15 protein-coding genes are annotated in these 17,388 nt (G+C 62.7%); all 15 read left to right on the top strand.

The genetic code is table 11. The features are described 5' to 3' along the window. Window positions 1-81 precede the first annotated feature (81 nt). Window positions 82-528, top strand: a complete 447-nt coding sequence (locus HX881_RS30365) for an NUDIX hydrolase (RefSeq protein ID WP_017123845.1) — start codon at window positions 82-84, stop codon at window positions 526-528. 60 nt (window positions 529-588) lie between these two features. Further along, entirely contained in the window at window positions 589-1,719 is a 1,131-nt protein-coding gene (gene mnmA / locus HX881_RS30360; RefSeq protein WP_017123844.1) for a tRNA 2-thiouridine(34) synthase MnmA, read from the top strand. Continuing rightward, window positions 1,716-2,339 (top strand): high frequency lysogenization protein HflD, encoded by a 624-nt coding sequence (gene hflD / locus HX881_RS30355; protein ID WP_017123843.1) that lies wholly within the window; start codon window positions 1,716-1,718, stop codon window positions 2,337-2,339. Before mnmA ends, hflD begins: the two co-directional genes overlap by 4 nt. 115 nt (window positions 2,340-2,454) lie before the next feature. Further along, entirely contained in the window at window positions 2,455-3,825 is a 1,371-nt protein-coding gene (gene purB / locus HX881_RS30350; RefSeq protein WP_177088254.1) for an adenylosuccinate lyase, read from the top strand. An 84-nt stretch (window positions 3,826-3,909) separates the two neighbouring features. Then, window positions 3,910-5,076, top strand: a complete 1,167-nt coding sequence (locus HX881_RS30345) for a ribosomal protein uL16 3-hydroxylase (protein ID WP_017123841.1) — start codon at window positions 3,910-3,912, stop codon at window positions 5,074-5,076. Continuing rightward, window positions 5,069-5,494: a GNAT family N-acetyltransferase gene (locus HX881_RS30340; RefSeq protein WP_177088252.1), complete on the top strand. Its 426-nt coding sequence runs from the start codon at window positions 5,069-5,071 to the stop codon at window positions 5,492-5,494. The genes HX881_RS30345 and HX881_RS30340 overlap by 8 nt, the downstream gene beginning before the upstream one ends. 138 nt (window positions 5,495-5,632) lie before the next feature. After that, complete coding sequence (locus tag HX881_RS30335) at window positions 5,633-6,394, top strand: secretin N-terminal domain-containing protein (RefSeq protein ID WP_017123839.1); 762 nt, start codon at window positions 5,633-5,635, stop codon at window positions 6,392-6,394. A 508-nt stretch (window positions 6,395-6,902) separates the two neighbouring features. Beyond that, window positions 6,903-8,228, top strand: coding sequence for an isocitrate lyase (aceA, locus tag HX881_RS30330; protein ID WP_017123838.1), 1,326 nt, complete (start codon window positions 6,903-6,905; stop codon window positions 8,226-8,228). Window positions 8,229-8,730: 502 nt separating this feature from the next. Then, complete coding sequence (locus HX881_RS30325; RefSeq protein WP_010444610.1) at window positions 8,731-9,144, top strand: NADH-quinone oxidoreductase subunit A; 414 nt, start codon at window positions 8,731-8,733, stop codon at window positions 9,142-9,144. Window positions 9,145-9,154: 10 nt separating this feature from the next. Then, window positions 9,155-9,829, top strand: a complete 675-nt coding sequence (locus tag HX881_RS30320; protein WP_017123836.1) for a NuoB/complex I 20 kDa subunit family protein — start codon at window positions 9,155-9,157, stop codon at window positions 9,827-9,829. A gap of 73 nt (window positions 9,830-9,902) precedes the next feature. Next, window positions 9,903-11,684: an NADH-quinone oxidoreductase subunit C/D gene (nuoC, locus tag HX881_RS30315; protein WP_017123835.1), complete on the top strand. Its 1,782-nt coding sequence runs from the start codon at window positions 9,903-9,905 to the stop codon at window positions 11,682-11,684. Between the two features lie 2 nt (window positions 11,685-11,686). Continuing rightward, on the top strand, window positions 11,687-12,184 hold the full coding sequence (gene nuoE, locus HX881_RS30310) for an NADH-quinone oxidoreductase subunit NuoE (RefSeq protein WP_007970445.1): 498 nt from the start codon (window positions 11,687-11,689) through the stop codon (window positions 12,182-12,184). Further along, window positions 12,181-13,536, top strand: coding sequence for an NADH-quinone oxidoreductase subunit NuoF (gene nuoF, locus HX881_RS30305; RefSeq protein ID WP_017123834.1), 1,356 nt, complete (start codon window positions 12,181-12,183; stop codon window positions 13,534-13,536). The genes nuoE and nuoF overlap by 4 nt, the downstream gene beginning before the upstream one ends. A gap of 128 nt (window positions 13,537-13,664) precedes the next feature. Beyond that, window positions 13,665-16,379, top strand: a complete 2,715-nt coding sequence (gene nuoG, locus HX881_RS30300) for an NADH-quinone oxidoreductase subunit NuoG (protein ID WP_177088250.1) — start codon at window positions 13,665-13,667, stop codon at window positions 16,377-16,379. After that, a complete protein-coding gene (nuoH, locus tag HX881_RS30295) occupies window positions 16,376-17,383 on the top strand; it encodes an NADH-quinone oxidoreductase subunit NuoH (protein WP_017123832.1) in 1,008 nt (335 codons plus the stop codon). The genes nuoG and nuoH overlap by 4 nt, the downstream gene beginning before the upstream one ends. The last annotated feature ends 5 nt before the right edge of the window (window positions 17,384-17,388 follow it).

Below are 17,388 nucleotides of genomic sequence, written 5' to 3'. Positions count from 1 at the left end.
AATACAAATCCTGTGGAAGCCGGCTCCTGCACGGGACCGCGCTCGCCTTATGATGGCCTCCCACCCAACGGAGCACTCCCTATGGAATGGCAACCCCATATCACCGTCGCCACCGTTGTCGAAGACAACGGGCGCTTCCTGCTCGTCGAAGAACTGCAAAACGGACGGGCGGTCTTCAACCAGCCGGCCGGTCACCTCGATCCCGACGAGAGCCTGAACGAGGCGGCTATCCGCGAAACCCTGGAAGAAACCGGTTGGGATGTCGAACTGACCGGCGTCATCGGCATCTACCTGTACACCGCTCCCAGCAACGGCGTGACCTACCAGCGCGTGTGCTTTGCCGCCAAGCCACTGCGGCACCGCCCCGATTACCAACTGGACGACGGTATCATCGGCCCGCGCTGGCTGACCCGCGACGAATTGCTGGCCCTGCGCCCGCAATGGCGCAGCGAGCTGATCATCCGCTGTATCGACGATTATCGGGCCGGCCCGCTGCACAGTCTCGAACTGATCCGCCCTTCTCTTTAGCCTTGCGGGCGCGGGCCTGTTAGAATCGCGTCCTTTTTCGAAGACACTCATTGAATCCCTATGCGTGATCCAGCTTCCCTCGCCCCAGAAAACCTGCGCGTCATTGTCGGCATGTCCGGCGGCGTGGACTCTTCCGTTTCCGCCGTCCTGCTGATGGAGCAGGGTTACCAGGTGGAAGGCCTGTTCATGAAGAACTGGGAGGAAGACGACGGAACGGAGTACTGCACCGCCATGGACGACCTGGCGGACGCCCAGGCCGTGTGCGACAAGATCGGCATCAAGCTGCACACCGCCAACTTCGCCGCCGAGTACTGGGACAACGTGTTCGAGCACTTCCTGGCCGAATACAAGGCCGGCCGCACGCCGAACCCGGACATCCTCTGCAACCGCGAAATCAAGTTCAAGGCGTTCCTCGACTACGCCCTGATGCTCGGTGCCGACCTGATCGCCACCGGCCACTACGTGCGCCGCCGCGATATCGACGGGCGCACCGAACTGCTCAAGGGCCTGGACCCGAACAAGGACCAGAGCTACTTCCTGCACGCCGTCGGCGGCGAACAGATCGCCAAGACGCTGTTCCCGGTCGGCGAACTGGAAAAGCCCGCCGTGCGCGCTATTGCCGAGAAACATGGCCTGGCGACCGCCAAGAAAAAGGATTCCACCGGGATCTGCTTTATCGGCGAGCGGCGCTTCAGCGACTTCCTCAAGCAGTACCTGCCGGCCCAGCCCGGCGAGATCAAGACCACCGACGGTGAAGTCATCGGCCGTCACCACGGCCTGATGTACCACACCATCGGCCAACGCCAGGGCCTGGGCATCGGCGGCCTCAAGGACGCCGGCGACGAGCCGTGGTATGTGCTGGTCAAGGACCTGGAACACAACGAGCTGATCGTCGGCCAGGGTAACGAGCACCCGCTGCTGTTCTCCCGCGCCCTGCTCGCCTCCGAGATCTTCTGGGTCAACCCGGTCGACCTGAGCAGCCCGCGCAAGCTGACCGCCAAGGTCCGTTACCGCCAGGGCGACCAGCACTGCACCCTGGAAAAAACCGCCGGCGGCTATCGCGCGGTGTTCGAGGAGCCCCAGCGTGCCGTGACGCCGGGCCAGTCCGTGGTGTTCTACGACGGGGAAATCTGCCTGGGTGGCGGCGTGATCGAAGTCGCCGAGCCCTGGACCAGCGGAGCGCGCCCATGAGCCCGACCCAGGAGCAACTGACAGCACTGGGCGGTGTGTTTCTCGCGGCGGTTCTGGTGGACAAGATTGCCAAGACCGGCCAGTCCAGCGAGGCCGGCCTGAGCTGCATGCTCGGCAGCCTGCTGATCCGTGACCCCAAGGACACCCTGGAAGTCTACGGTGGTGACGACATCAACCTGCGCGACGGCTACCGCGCGCTGATCGGCGCCCTCGAGCGCGACCCGAGCGCCCTGCAGCGCGAGCCGCTGCGCTACGCCCTGTCGATGCTCGGCCTGGAGCGCCAGCTGGCCAAGCGCGACGACATGCTGGAAATCATCGGCAAGCGCCTGCCGCAGATCCAGTCCCAGGTCGAACACTTCGGCCCGGCCCATGAAAACGTGGTGGCCGCCTGTGGCGCGCTGTACCAGGATACCCTGAGCACCCTGCGCCAGCGGATCCAGGTACACGGCGACATGCGCAACCTGCAACAGCCGAGCAACGCCTCGAAGATCCGCGCCCTGCTGCTGGCCGGTATCCGCTCGGCCCGCCTGTGGCGCCAGTTGGGTGGCCATCGCTGGCAGCTGGTGATCAGCCGGCGCAAGCTGCTCAAGGAACTCTATCCGTTGATGCGTAGCGCCTGAGGCCATCGACGGAGCTGTAAAAGCGCGATACGCCGGTCAGTTGGCAACGGACCGGCGGATTTTTTCATGTATGATACGCGCCCCATTTCGTTGCCCGACTGTCCGAGAACACCCCATGCAGCTTTCTTCGCTCACTGCGGTTTCCCCTGTTGACGGCCGCTACGCCGGCAAAACCCAGGCCCTGCGCCCTATTTTCAGCGAATACGGCCTGATCCGTGCTCGCGTCCTGGTGGAAGTACGCTGGCTCCAGCGCCTGGCCGCCCACCCTGCGATCACTGAAGTCCCGGCATTTTCCGCCGAAGCCAACGCGGTATTGAATACCCTGGCCGAGAACTTCTCCCTGGAGCACGCCGAGCGCGTCAAGGAAATCGAGCGCACCACCAACCACGACGTCAAGGCGATCGAGTACCTGCTCAAGGAACAGGCCGCCAAGCTGCCTGAACTGGCCGCCGTCAGTGAGTTCATCCACTTCGCCTGCACCAGCGAGGACATCAACAACCTGTCCCACGCCCTGATGCTGCGCGAAGGCCGTGACGACGTGCTGCTGCCGCTGATGCGCCAGATCGCCGAGGCCATCCGCGAACTGGCCCAGCGCTTCGCCACCGTGCCGATGCTGTCGCGCACCCACGGCCAGCCGGCTTCGCCGACCACCCTGGGCAAGGAACTGGCGAACGTCGTCTACCGCCTGGAGCGCCAGATCGCCCAGGTTGCCGCCGTGCCGCTGCTGGGCAAGATCAACGGCGCCGTGGGCAACTACAACGCCCACCTGTCGGCCTACCCGCAGGTCGACTGGGAAGCCAACGCCCGCGCCTTCATCGAAGACGAACTGGGCCTGGGCTTCAACCCCTACACCACCCAGATCGAACCGCACGACTACATCGCCGAGCTGTTCGATGCGATCGCGCGCTTCAACACCATCCTGATCGACTTCGACCGCGATATCTGGGGCTACATCTCCCTGGGCTACTTCAAGCAGCGCACCATCGCCGGCGAAATCGGTTCCTCGACCATGCCGCACAAGGTCAACCCGATCGACTTCGAAAACTCCGAAGGCAACCTGGGTATCGCCAACGCGCTGTTCCAGCACCTGGCCAGCAAGCTGCCGATCTCCCGCTGGCAGCGCGACCTGACCGACTCCACCGTGCTGCGCAACCTCGGCGTCGGCTTCGCCCACAGCGTCATCGCCTACGAAGCCAGCCTCAAGGGCATCGGCAAGCTGGAGCTGAACGAGCAGAAGATCGCCGCCGACCTGGACGCCTGCTGGGAAGTCCTGGCCGAGCCGATCCAGACCGTGATGCGCCGCTACAACATCGAAAACCCGTACGAAAAACTGAAAGAGTTGACTCGCGGCAAGGGCATCAGCCCTGAAGCGCTGCAAACTTTCATCGACGGGCTCGACATGCCTGCCGACGCCAAGGCCGAGCTGAAACAGCTGACCCCGGCCAACTACATCGGCAACGCCGTGGCCCAAGCCCAGCGTATCTGATCGTACGGCACCCGCTCTGAACGCCCGGCCGAGCCGGGCGTTTTTATTCCCGTATGGAAAACGCTTTTTTTCAATAGGTTACACATGAATCCTGATACTCCTCTTCAACTCCTGGGCGGCATCACTGCACGCGAATTCCTGCGCGACTACTGGCAGAAGAAACCGCTGCTGATCCGCCAGGCCATTCCTGACTTCGAAAGCCCGATCGACGCCGACGAACTGGCCGGCCTGGCCCTGGAAGAAGAAGTCGAATCGCGCCTGATCATCGAACACGGCGAACGCCCCTGGGAACTGCGCCGCGGCCCGTTCGCCGAAGACGCCTTCAGCCAGTTGCCGGAGCGTGAGTGGACCCTGCTGGTGCAGGCGGTCGACCAGTTCGTACCGGAAGTCGCCGAGCTGCTGGAAAACTTCCGCTTCCTGCCGAGCTGGCGCATCGACGATGTGATGATCAGCTTTGCCGCCCCCGGTGGCAGCGTCGGTCCGCATTTCGACAACTACGACGTATTCCTGCTCCAGGGCCACGGCAAGCGCCACTGGAAGATCGGCCAGATGTGCGATTCCGACAGCGCGCTGCTGGAACACGCCGACCTGCGCATCCTCGCCGACTTCCAGGAAACCGCCGAGTGGACCCTGGAGCCGGGCGACATGCTCTACCTGCCGCCGCGCTTGGCCCACTGCGGCGTCGCCGTGGATGACTGCCTGACCTACTCGGTAGGCTTCCGCGCCCCGAGCGCCGCTGAAGTGCTGACCCACTTCACCGACTTCCTCAGTCAGTTCCTGCCGGACGAAGATCGCTACACCGACGCCGACGCACAGCCGGCCGCCGACCCGCACCAGATCCAGCACGACGCCCTCGACCGCCTGAAAAGCCTGCTGGCCGAACACATGAGCGACGAGCGCCTGCTGCTGACCTGGTTCGGCCAGTTCATGACCGAGCCACGTTATCCGGAACTGGTGGTGGGCCCTGAACTCGAAGAAGAAGACCTGCTCGCCGGCCTGCAGGATGGCGCGGTGCTGATCCGCAACCCGAGTGCGCGCCTGGCCTGGTCGGAAGTCGATGACGACCTGCTGCTGTTCGCCAGCGGCCAGAGCCGCTACCTGCCGGGCAAGCTGCGCGAGCTGCTGAAAATGATCTGCGCGGCGGATGCCCTGCATGTCGACAACCTCGGCCACTGGCTGGACGATGAAGATGGACGCGGCCTGCTCTGCGAGCTGGTCAAACAAGGAAGCCTGGGATTTGCCGATGAATAGAATTCACGTACGTGTCGCGGACTGGCAAAAGGATAACGCCGAGATTCGGCGCATTCGTGAATCGGTCTTCATTGCCGAACAAGCCGTGCCGCCGGAACTCGAGTGGGACGCCGAAGACGCCAGCGCCGTGCATTTCCTGGCGTTCGAGGGCGACTTCCCGATCGGTACCGCGCGCCTGCTGCCCGACGGGCACATCGGGCGCGTCTCGGTCCTGCGCGACTGGCGCGGGTTGAAGGTCGGTGACGCACTGCTGCAGGCGACGATCGGCGAAGCCGAGAAACGCGGCCTCAAGCAACAGATGCTCAGCGCCCAGGTGCAGGCCACGGCGTTCTATGAACGGCATGGCTTCAGCATCGTCAGCGAGGAGTTTCTCGAAGCCGGGATTCCCCACGTCGACATGGTGCGCGGTTCCGCCTGAGACTCCCACCGATAACACTCTCCCCAAAAACGCCCCGTCTCCGGGGCGTTTTGCCGTGGGCGATTCAACTTGACCCACCAACAGCCGAGAAACTGTCAAACTCAATGCATTGCCCAGTCCAACGCGGAGATAACGGACATGTCCCTACGCACCCTCTTCAGCGGCCTGCTGCTGGCCTGTGCCTTCAGCGCCCAGGCAGCCACTGAAATCATCCCCCTGAACTACCGCACCAGCAGCGACCTGCTGCCTGTCGCGCAGAATTTCCTCGGCCAGGACGGCAAGGTCAGCGCCTATCAGAACCAGCTGATCGTCAACGCCGAGCCCGGCAAGATCAACGAACTGCGTGATTTCCTCGGCCAACTGGACAAGCCCGCCAAACGCCTGCTGATCAGCGTCGATACCAGCGAGAACAACGACCAGGGCGCCCAGGGCTACTCGATCAACGGCCAGGGCCAGACCCGCATCATCAGCCGCAGCACCGACAGCCGCGACGGCGGCATCCAGCAGGTTCAGGCCAGCGAAGGCACCCCGGCCCTGATCCAGGTGGGCCAGAGCGTGCCGCTGACCAGCAGTACCGGACAGCTCGACGCCTATGGCCGGCCACAGACCCAGACCCAGTATCGCAACGTCACCCAGGGGTTCTACGTCACCGCCAGCGTCACCGGAAACGTCGTGCACCTGGCCATCAGTACCAATCGTGACCGGATGAGCCAGGAGCGTCAGGATGTAGTGAACGTGCAAAGCACCGACACAACCGTCAGCGGACCGCTCGGCCAGTGGATCACCCTGGCGGGCGTCAACGGCCAGAGCCAGGCCGACCGCCAGGCGCTAACCCGCAGCTACTCTACCTCCAGCCGTAACGACATGACTTTGCGGGTGAAAGTCGACACCCTGGACTGAAGCCCCGAAAACTGACCGACGAGTCGTATTAGACCAAAGATGTAGTGCTTTGAAAAAAGCACTACAAAACGTTTGACGAGCCAAAAAACCGAAGGCATGATGGCCTCGCTCCCGCTAATCAGGGGCCCTGGCAAGGGCCTTCGGATCGCCGCTCTAACCTACCCACCTGAGCCGATTCGTGTCTGTACCGCCCACAAGGCGTGTTTGACGAGGTTGCGACTGGAACGAAGTTGTCCCGAGGGACGGAAGCGTAATAGGTAGAACGGCAAGAACTCCGAAGTCCGCACGAAGGCCCACGACGCCCCAATGCGCCCGAAGGATCGCCCTCGCCTCGCTCACTTTCCCCCTTGAGCCCATCGTTCAATCGTCGCCTTCCCCGCCAGACCGCACCTGAGCGCCTAAGCTTCTGGTCAGCGAGCAGCCGTCTGCACATGTCGTGCCTGCGGCGGAGCATGAATTTCCCACCCAAGAACGACTTTTTACAAAAGACGCGACGAGGTTTATCTCCATGGCACTGACACGCGAACAGCAAATTGCAGCCCTTGAAAAAGACTGGGCTGAAAACCCGCGCTGGAAAGGCGTGACACGCACTTACTCCGCCGCTGACGTGGTCCGCCTGCGTGGTTCGGTTCAACCCGAGCACACCCTGGCCCGCATGGGCGCCGAGAAGCTGTGGAACCTGGTCACCCAGGGCGCCAAGCCGTCCTTCCGTCCGGACAAGGACTTCGTCAACTGCATGGGCGCCCTGACCGGCGGCCAGGCCGTGCAACAAGTCAAGGCCGGTATCCAGGCGATCTACCTGTCGGGCTGGCAAGTGGCCGCGGACAACAACTCCGCCGAGTCGATGTACCCTGACCAGTCGCTGTACCCGGTGGACTCCGTACCGACCGTGGTCAAGCGCATCAACAACTCGTTCCGTCGCGCCGACCAGATCCAGTGGAAAGCCGGCAAGAACCCGGGCGACGATGGCTACATCGACTACTTCGCACCGATCGTGGCCGACGCCGAGGCCGGTTTCGGCGGTGTCCTGAACGCCTACGAGCTGATGAAGAGCATGATCGAGGCGGGCGCCGCTGGCGTGCACTTCGAAGACCAGCTGGCCTCCGTGAAGAAATGCGGCCACATGGGCGGCAAGGTCCTGGTACCGACCCAGGAAGCCGTGCAGAAGCTGACTGCTGCCCGCCTAGCCGCTGACGTCGCCGGCGTACCGACCATCATCCTGGCCCGTACCGACGCCAACGCAGCCGACCTGCTGACCTCCGACTGCGACCCGTACGATCAGCCGTTCGTGACCGGTACCCGCACCCAGGAAGGCTTCTACAAGGTCCGTGCCGGCCTCGACCAGGCCATCGCTCGCGGCCTGGCCTACGCGCCGTACGCCGACCTGATCTGGTGCGAAACCGCCAAGCCGGACCTGGACGAGGCCCGTCGCTTCGCCGAAGCGATCAAGAAGGAATACCCGGACCAGATCCTGTCCTACAACTGCTCGCCTTCCTTCAACTGGAAGAAGAACCTGGACGACGCGACCATCGCCAAGTTCCAGCGCGAACTGTCGGCCATGGGCTACAAGCACCAGTTCATCACCCTGGCGGGTATCCACAACATGTGGCACAGCATGTTCAACCTGGCGCACGACTACGCCCGCAACGACATGACCGCCTACGTCAAGCTGCAGGAGCAGGAGTTCGCCGACGCCGCCAAGGGCTACACCTTCGTGGCGCACCAGCAGGAAGTGGGCACCGGCTACTTCGACGACATGACCACCGTGATCCAGGGCGGATCGTCCTCGGTGACCGCGCTGACCGGTTCGACCGAAGAAGAGCAGTTCCACTGAGTGACCGAGCAAGCGGCCATTCCAGGCCTTGTAAAACCTAACTGGAATGCCTGAAAAACTGATGCCCCGACTGGTTCGGGGCATTTTTTTGCGCAAGGTATTGATCCAGGGCAGCCCGTACACCGACAGAACTCGCTAAAACAGCCCTCCCCGCAACTTTCATCGGTCTACTATATAAGGCAACTGGAAACATCAGGGCCGCCGGTGACTGTTATCAAGACCACCCTAAACGATATTAATTATCATTTAACAAACGCTTTGTTCATTACAGCCCGGATAAAACATAATTAACCAAAAGCCACCTAATGCCCGCAGCGTATGGCCTGCGGGCCCTCCAGAGGTCGTTATGTCCTTATTCCATTAAATAATTTCGCTATAGGAATTTTACTTGCCGGGTGTTTAGCCATAAAATCACCGGGATTGATCGCGCTGCGACATATCGTCACTGCTTTGTTTCTTTTTCAAGCTCAGAGACCCTTGCTCTCTGTTAAGGATTACCCGCATGACCGAAGCGACCGGACTCATGGCCCACAACTGGGGCTTTGCCATTTTCCTGCTCGGCGTCGTCGGCCTCTGTGCCTTCATGCTCGGTCTTTCCAGCCTTCTCGGGTCAAAAGCCTGGGGACGCAGCAAAAACGAACCGTTCGAGTCCGGCATGCTGCCTACCGGTAGCGCCCGCTTGCGGCTCTCAGCCAAATTCTATCTGGTCGCGATGCTGTTCGTGATCTTCGATATCGAAGCCCTCTTTCTCTTTGCATGGTCTGTGTCCGTCCGCGAAAGCGGCTGGACCGGATTCGTCGAAGCTCTCGTTTTCATAGCAATTCTGTTGGCAGGTCTTGTCTACCTTTACCGAGTGGGGGCGCTTGATTGGGCTCCGCAAGCTCGTCAGAAGCGGCAGGCGAAGCTGAAACAATGAGGCTTTGGCAATGCAATACAATCTCACCAGAATCGACCCGGACGCTCCTAACGAGCAGTATCCGATCGGCGAACGGGAAACCGTTTCCGATCCGTTAGAAGATCAAGTCCACAAGAACATTTTCATGGGCAAGCTGGAAGACGTGCTGAGCGGCGCGGTCAACTGGGGGCGCAAGAACTCCCTGTGGCCGTACAACTTCGGCCTGTCCTGCTGCTACGTGGAAATGACCACTGCCTTCACGGCACCCCACGATATCGCACGCTTCGGCGCCGAAGTTATCCGGGCATCACCACGCCAGGCCGACTTCATGGTTATTGCCGGGACCTGCTTCGTGAAGATGGCCCCGATCATCCAGCGCCTGTACGAGCAGATGCTCGAACCGAAGTGGGTGATTTCCATGGGTTCGTGTGCCAACTCCGGTGGCATGTACGACATCTACTCCGTCGTTCAGGGGGTGGACAAGTTCCTGCCCGTGGACGTCTACGTGCCTGGCTGCCCGCCCCGCCCCGAGGCTTTCCTGCAAGGCTTGATGCTCTTGCAAGAGTCGATTGGCCAGGAGCGTCGCCCACTTTCCTGGGTCGTCGGTGACCAAGGCGTGTATCGCGCCGAGATGCCGTCGCAAAAGGAACAGCGCCGCGAACAGCGTATTCAGGTAACCAACCTGCGCAGCCCCGACGAAGTCTGATCCAGTCCTGCTTCTTATAAAGAAACGAGTACCTGGCTTCATTCTTTACGTTGACCGAAAGCGATAAAAAACCATGACTACAGGCAGTGCTCTGTACATCCCGCCTTACAAGGCAGACGACCAGGATGTGGTCGTCGAACTGAACAACCGTTTTGGCCCCGAGGCGTTCACCGCCCAGGCCACCCGCACCGGCATGCCGGTACTGTGGGTAAGCCGTGCCAAACTCGTCGAAGTCCTGACCTTCCTGCGCAACCTGCCCAAGCCGTACGTCATGCTCTATGACCTGCACGGCGTGGACGAGCGTCTGCGCACCAAGCGTCAGGGCCTGCCGGCCGCCGATTTCAGCGTCTTCTATCACCTGCTCTCGATCGAGCGTAATAGTGACGTGATGATCAAGGTCGCCTTGTCCGAAAGCGACCTCAGCCTGCCGAGCGTCACCAGCATCTGGCCGAATGCCAACTGGAACGAACGTGAAGTCTGGGACATGTTCGGCATCGACTTCAAAGGTCACCCGCACCTGTCGCGCATCATGATGCCGCCGACCTGGGAAGGTCACCCGCTGCGCAAGGACTTCCCTGCCCGCGCGACCGAATTCGATCCGTACAGCCTGACCCTGGCCAAGCAGCAGCTTGAAGAAGAAGCCGCGCGCTTCCGTCCGGAAGACTGGGGCATGAAGCGGTCTGGCGCCAACGAGGACTACATGTTCCTCAACCTCGGCCCGAACCACCCTTCGGCCCACGGTGCCTTCCGTATCATCCTGCAGCTGGACGGTGAAGAGATCGTCGACTGCGTGCCGGACATCGGTTACCACCACCGTGGCGCCGAGAAGATGGCCGAGCGCCAGTCCTGGCACAGCTTCATCCCCTACACCGACCGTATCGACTACCTCGGCGGGGTGATGAACAACCTGCCGTACGTGCTCTCGGTCGAGAAACTGGCCGGGATCAAGGTGCCGGACCGCGTCGACACCATCCGCATCATGATGGCCGAGTTCTTCCGGATCACCAGCCACCTGCTGTTCCTGGGTACCTATATCCAGGACGTCGGCGCCATGACCCCGGTGTTCTTCACCTTCACCGACCGCCAGCGCGCCTACAAGGTGATCGAAGCCATCACCGGTTTCCGCCTGCACCCGGCCTGGTACCGCATCGGCGGTGTCGCCCACGACTTGCCGCGCGGCTGGGACAAGCTGGTCAAGGAGTTCGTCGACTGGCTGCCAAAACGCCTCGACGAGTACACCAAGGCCGCCCTGCAGAATAGTATCCTCAAGGGCCGGACCATCGGTGTCGCCGCCTACAACACCAAGGAAGCCCTGGAGTGGGGCGTCACCGGTGCCGGCCTGCGTTCCACCGGTTGCGATTTCGACCTGCGCAAGGCGCGTCCGTACTCCGGCTACGAGAACTTCGAGTTCGAAGTACCGCTGGCGGCCAACGGTGATGCCTACGATCGCTGCATGGTTCGCGTCGAAGAGATGCGCCAGAGCATCAAGATCATCGACCAGTGCATGCGCAACATGCCGGAAGGCCCGTACAAGGCGGATCACCCGCTGACCACGCCGCCGCCGAAAGAGCGCACGCTGCAGCACATCGAGACCCTGATCACGCACTTCCTGCAAGTTTCGTGGGGCCCGGTCATGCCGGCCAACGAATCCTTCCAGATGATCGAAGCGACCAAGGGCATCAACAGTTATTACCTGACGAGCGATGGCGGCACCATGAGCTACCGCACCCGGATTCGCACCCCAAGCTTCCCGCACCTGCAGCAGATCCCTTCGGTGATCCGCGGCAGCATGGTCGCGGACTTGATCGCGTACCTGGGTAGTATCGACTTCGTTATGGCCGACGTGGACCGCTAAGCATGAACAGCACGCTTATCCAGACAGACCGTTTCGCCCTCAGCGAAACCGAGCGCTCGGCCATCGAGCACGAGCTGCATCACTACGAAGACCCGCGCGCGGCGTCCATCGAAGCCCTGAAGATCGTCCAGAAGGAACGTGGCTGGGTGCCTGACGGCGCGCTCTACGCCATCGGCGAGATCCTCGGCATCCCGGCCAGCGACGTCGAGGGCGTAGCAACCTTCTACAGCCAGATCTTCCGCCAGCCGGTAGGTCGTCACATCATTCGCGTCTGCGACAGCATGGTCTGCTACATCGGCGGCCACGAGTCGGTGGTCAGCGAGATCCAGAGCAAGCTCGGCATCGGCCTGGGTCAGACCACCGCCGACGGCCGCTTCACCCTGCTGCCCGTCTGCTGCCTCGGCAACTGCGACAAGGCCCCGGCACTGATGATCGACGACGACACTTTCGGCGACGTCCAGCCAGCCGGCGTTGCCAAACTGCTGGAGGGCTACGTATGACCCTGACTTCCTTCGGCCCTGCCAACCGCATTGCGCGCTCGGCAGAAACCCATCCGCTGACCTGGCGCCTGCGCGACGACGCCGAGCCGGTGTGGCTCGACGAATACCAGGCGAAGGACGGCTATGCCGCCGCGCGCAAGGCCTTCGCCGACCTGTCCCAGGACGATATCGTCCAGACGGTCAAGGACGCCGGCCTCAAGGGTCGCGGCGGTGCGGGCTTCCCCACCGGCGTGAAATGGGGCCTGATGCCCAAAGACGAATCCATGAACATCCGCTACCTGCTGTGCAACGCGGATGAGATGGAGCCCAACACCTGGAAAGACCGCATGCTGATGGAGCAACTGCCCCATCTGCTGATCGAAGGCATGCTGATCAGTGCCCGTGCACTGAAGACCTACCGCGGCTACATCTTCCTGCGTGGCGAATACACCACCGCCGCCAGGCACCTCAACCGTGCCGTGGAAGAAGCCAAGGCCGCCGGTCTCCTGGGCAAGAACATCCTCGGCAGCGGCTTCGACTTCGAGCTGTTCGTCCACACCGGTGCCGGGCGCTACATCTGCGGTGAAGAAACCGCACTGATCAACTCCCTCGAAGGCCGTCGTGCCAACCCGCGCTCCAAGCCGCCCTTCCCCGCCGCCGTCGGCGTCTGGGGCAAGCCGACCTGCGTGAACAACGTCGAGACCCTGTGCAACGTACCGGCGATCATCGGCAACGGCACCGACTGGTACAAGTCCCTCGCCCGCGAAGGCAGCGAAGACCACGGCACCAAGCTGATGGGCTTCTCCGGCAAGGTGAAGAACCCGGGCCTGTGGGAACTGCCATTCGGCGTGACCGCCCGCGAGCTGTTCGAAGACTACGCCGGTGGCATGCGCGACGGCTTCAAGCTCAAGTGCTGGCAGCCTGGTGGCGCCGGTACCGGCTTCCTGCTGCCGGAGCACCTGGACGCCCAGATGTATGCCGGCGGCATCGCCAAGGTCGGCACCCGGATGGGGACGGGCCTGGCCATGGCGGTGGACGACAGCGTCAACATGGTTTCGCTGCTGCGCAACATGGAAGAGTTCTTCGCCCGTGAGTCGTGCGGTTTCTGCACCCCTTGCCGCGACGGCCTGCCATGGAGCGTCAAGCTCCTGCGCGCCATCGAGAAAGGCGAAGGCCAGGCCGGCGACATCGAGACCCTGCTGGGTCTGGTCGGCTTCCTCGGCCCAGGCAAGACCTTCTGTGCTCACGCACCGGGCGCCGTGGAGCCATTGGGCAGCGCAATCAAGTATTTCCGTCCGGAGTTCGAGGCTGGCATCGCACCTACCAGTGCGGCCATCCCGCCTCTGGCGCGGCCGATCGTAGTCGGCGCATAAGAACGTATCGAAGGGGGGCGGTCCGTGCCGCCCTCTTCCTCGTCTGAAGACGCACCCGATGCGCCAGGCGAGCACCAGGATTCCATTAGCCACGCCCGCAGACGCGGGCCAACGAAGAACTTTGAACCATGGCCACTATCCACGTAGACGGCAAAGCGCTCGAAGTCGATGGGGCAGACAACCTGTTACAGGCATGTCTGTCGCTAGGCCTCGACATCCCTTATTTCTGCTGGCACCCCGCGCTCGGTAGCGTCGGTGCCTGTCGCCAGTGCGCGGTCAAGCAGTACAACGACGAGAACGACACCCGTGGTCGTATCGTCATGTCCTGCATGACCCCGGCCACCGACAACACCTGGATCTCCATCGACGATGAGGAATCCAAGGCGTTCCGCGCCAGTGTCGTGGAATGGCTGATGACCAACCACCCGCACGACTGCCCGGTCTGCGAGGAAGGCGGTCACTGCCACCTGCAGGACATGACCGTGATGACCGGCCACAACGAGCGCCGTTATCGCTTCACCAAGCGTACCCACCAGAACCAGGAACTGGGCCCGTTCATTTCCCACGAAATGAACCGCTGCATCGCCTGCTACCGCTGCGTACGCTTCTACAAGGACTACGCCGGCGGCACCGACCTCGGTGTGTTCGGCGCCCACGACAACGTGTACTTCGGTCGCGTCGAAGACGGCACCCTGGAAAGCGAGTTCTCCGGTAACCTCACCGAGGTCTGCCCGACCGGTGTGTTCACCGACAAGACCCACTCCGAGCGCTACAACCGCAAGTGGGACATGCAGTTCTCGCCGAGCATCTGCCATGGCTGCTCCAGCGGTTGCAACATCAGCCCGGGTGAACGCTACGGCGAACTGCGTCGTATCGAGAACCGCTTCAACGGTTCGGTGAACCAGTACTTCCTGTGCGACCGTGGCCGTTTCGGCTATGGCTACGTCAACCGCACCGACCGTCCACGCCAGCCGCTGCTGGCCAACGGCGCCAAGCTGAGCCTGGACGAAGCCCTGGATAAAGCGGCCGAGCTGCTGCGTGGTCGCAATATCGTCGGTATCGGTTCGCCCCGTGCCAGCCTGGAAAGCAACTACGCCCTGCGCGAGCTGGTCGGTGCCGAGCACTTCTACTCGGGTATCGAGGCGTCCGAGCTGGAGCGTATCCGCCTGGCCCTGCAGGTACTCAAGGACAGCCCGCTGCCCGTACCGAACATGCGCGACATCGAGGACCACGACGCCGTGTTCGTCCTCGGTGAAGACCTGACCCAGACCGCCGCCCGCATGGCCCTGGCCCTGCGCCAGTCGGTCAAGGGCAAGGCCGAAGCCATGGCCGACGCCATGCGTGTCCAGCCCTGGCTCGATGCCGCGGTGAAGAACATCGGTCAGCACGCGCTGAACCCGCTGTTCATCGCCAGCCTTGCCGAAACCAAGCTCGACGACATCGCCGAAGAGTGCGTGCACGCCGCGCCTGACGACCTGGCCCGCCTCGGTTTCGCCGTGGCCCACGCCCTCGACGCCAGCGCACCGGCTGTCGAAGGCCTGGACGCTGAAGCCGTGGAACTGGCCAAGCGCATCGCCGACGCCCTGCTCGCCGCCAAGCGCCCATTGATCATCGCCGGCACCTCCCTGGGTTCCAAGGCGCTGATCGAAGCCGCCGCGAACATTGCCAAGGCCCTGAAGCTGCGCGAAAAAGCCGGCTCCATCAGCCTGATCGTGCCGGAAGCCAACAGCCTCGGCCTGGCCATGCTCGGTGGTGAGTCGCTGGACGCCGCGCTGCAGGCGGTCATCTCTGGCCGTGCCGACGCCATCGTCGTGCTGGAAAACGATCTGTTCACCCGCACCGACGCCGCCACGGTCGACGCTGCGCTGAACGCCGCCAAAGTGCTGATCGTCGCCGACCACCAGAAGACCGCCACCACCGACCGCGCCCACCTGGTGCTGCCGGCGGCGAGCTTCGCCGAAGGCGACGGCACCCTGGTCAGCCAGGAAGGTCGCGCCCAGCGCTTCTTCCAGGTCTTCGATCCGAAGTACCTCGACGCGAGCATCCTGGTCCACGAAGGCTGGCGCTGGCTGCATGCCCTGCGCGCTACCCTGCTGAACCAGCCGATCGACTGGACCCAGCTGGACCATGTCACCGCCGCCTGCGCCGCGAGCACTCCACAACTGGCCGGTATCGTCGATGCCGCACCGTCCGCCGCGTTCCGCATCAAGGGCATGAAGCTGGCCCGCGAACCGCTGCGCTACTCCGGTCGTACCGCCATGCGCGCCAATATCAGCGTGCACGAACCGCGTACCTCCCAGGACGTCGACACCGCGTTCGCCTTCTCCATGGAAGGTTACTCGGGCTCCGTCGAACCGCGTCAACAGGTGCCGTTCGCCTGGTCGCCGGGCTGGAACTCGCCGCAGGCCTGGAACAAGTTCCAGGACGAAGTCGGCGGGCATATCCGCGCCGGCGACCCGGGCACCCGCCTGATCGAAACCCAGGGCGACTCGCTGAACTGGTTCGCCAGTGTTCCACGCGCCTTCAACCCGGCACAGGGCACCTGGCAAGTGGTGCCGTTCTTCCACCTGTTCGGCAGTGAAGAGAACTCTTCCAAGGCCGCTCCGGTTCAAGAGCGCATCCCCGCGGCCTACGTCGCGCTGGCCAAGTCCGAAGCGGACCGCCTGGGCGTCAACGACGGCGCGCTGCTCAGCCTCAACGTGGCCGGCACCCAGCTGCGCCTGCCGCTACGCATCAATGAACAACTGGGCGCCGGCCTGGTGGCCCTGCCGGCCGGTCTGGCCGGGATTCCACCAGCGATTTTCGGCAAATCCGTCGACGGTCTGCAGGAGGCAGCTCAATGACCTGGTTCACACCTGAAGTGATTGACGTGATCCTCACGGTCATCAAGGCCATTGTCATCCTGCTGGCCGTGGTGGTCTGCGGCGCCCTGCTGAGCTTCGTCGAACGTCGCCTGCTGGGCTGGTGGCAGGACCGCTACGGTCCGAACCGTGTCGGCCCGTTCGGCATGTTCCAGATCGCCGCGGACATGCTGAAGATGTTCTTCAAGGAAGACTGGACGCCACCGTTCGCCGACAAGGTGATCTTCACCCTGGCGCCGGTTGTCGCCATGAGTGCCTTGCTGATCGCCTTCGCGGTCATCCCGATCACCCCGACCTGGGGTGTCGCGGACCTGAACATCGGCCTGCTGTTCTTCTTCGCCATGGCCGGCCTGTCGGTCTACGCGGTGCTGTTCGCCGGTTGGTCGAGCAACAACAAGTTCGCCCTGCTGGGCAGCTTGCGGGCCTCGGCCCAGACCGTGTCGTACGAAGTGTTCATGGGCCTGTCGCTGATGGGCATCGTGGTCCAGGTCGGCTCGTTCAACATGCGCGACATCGTCGACTACCAGGCCCAGCACCTGTGGTTCATCATCCCGCAGATCTTCGGTTTCCTGACCTTCTTCATCGCCGGCGTGGCCGTGACTCACCGTCACCCCTTCGACCAGCCGGAAGCGGAACAGGAACTGGCCGACGGTTACCACATTGAATATGCCGGCATGAAATGGGGCATGTTCTTCGTTGGCGAGTACATCGGCATCATCCTGATCTCGGCGCTGCTGGTCACCCTGTTCTTCGGTGGCTGGCACGGTCCGTTCGGCATCCTGCCGCAGATTCCATTCATCTGGTTCGCCCTGAAGACCGCGTTCTTCATCATGCTGTTCATCCTGCTGCGCGCTTCGATCCCGCGCCCACGGTATGACCAGGTGATGGACTTCAGCTGGAAATTCTGCCTGCCGCTGACCCTGATCAATTTGCTGGTGACCGCTGCGCTTGTGTTGTTGAACACGCCTGCGGGCGCGGTTCAGTGAGGATT

This window comes from Pseudomonas gingeri (genome assembly GCF_013386115.1).
In the GTDB taxonomy this organism is placed as follows: Bacteria; Pseudomonadota; Gammaproteobacteria; order Pseudomonadales; family Pseudomonadaceae; genus Aquipseudomonas; species Aquipseudomonas gingeri.
The sequence above is the reverse complement of the archived record's forward strand: the minus strand, read 5'-3'. Positions and strand labels throughout refer to the sequence as shown.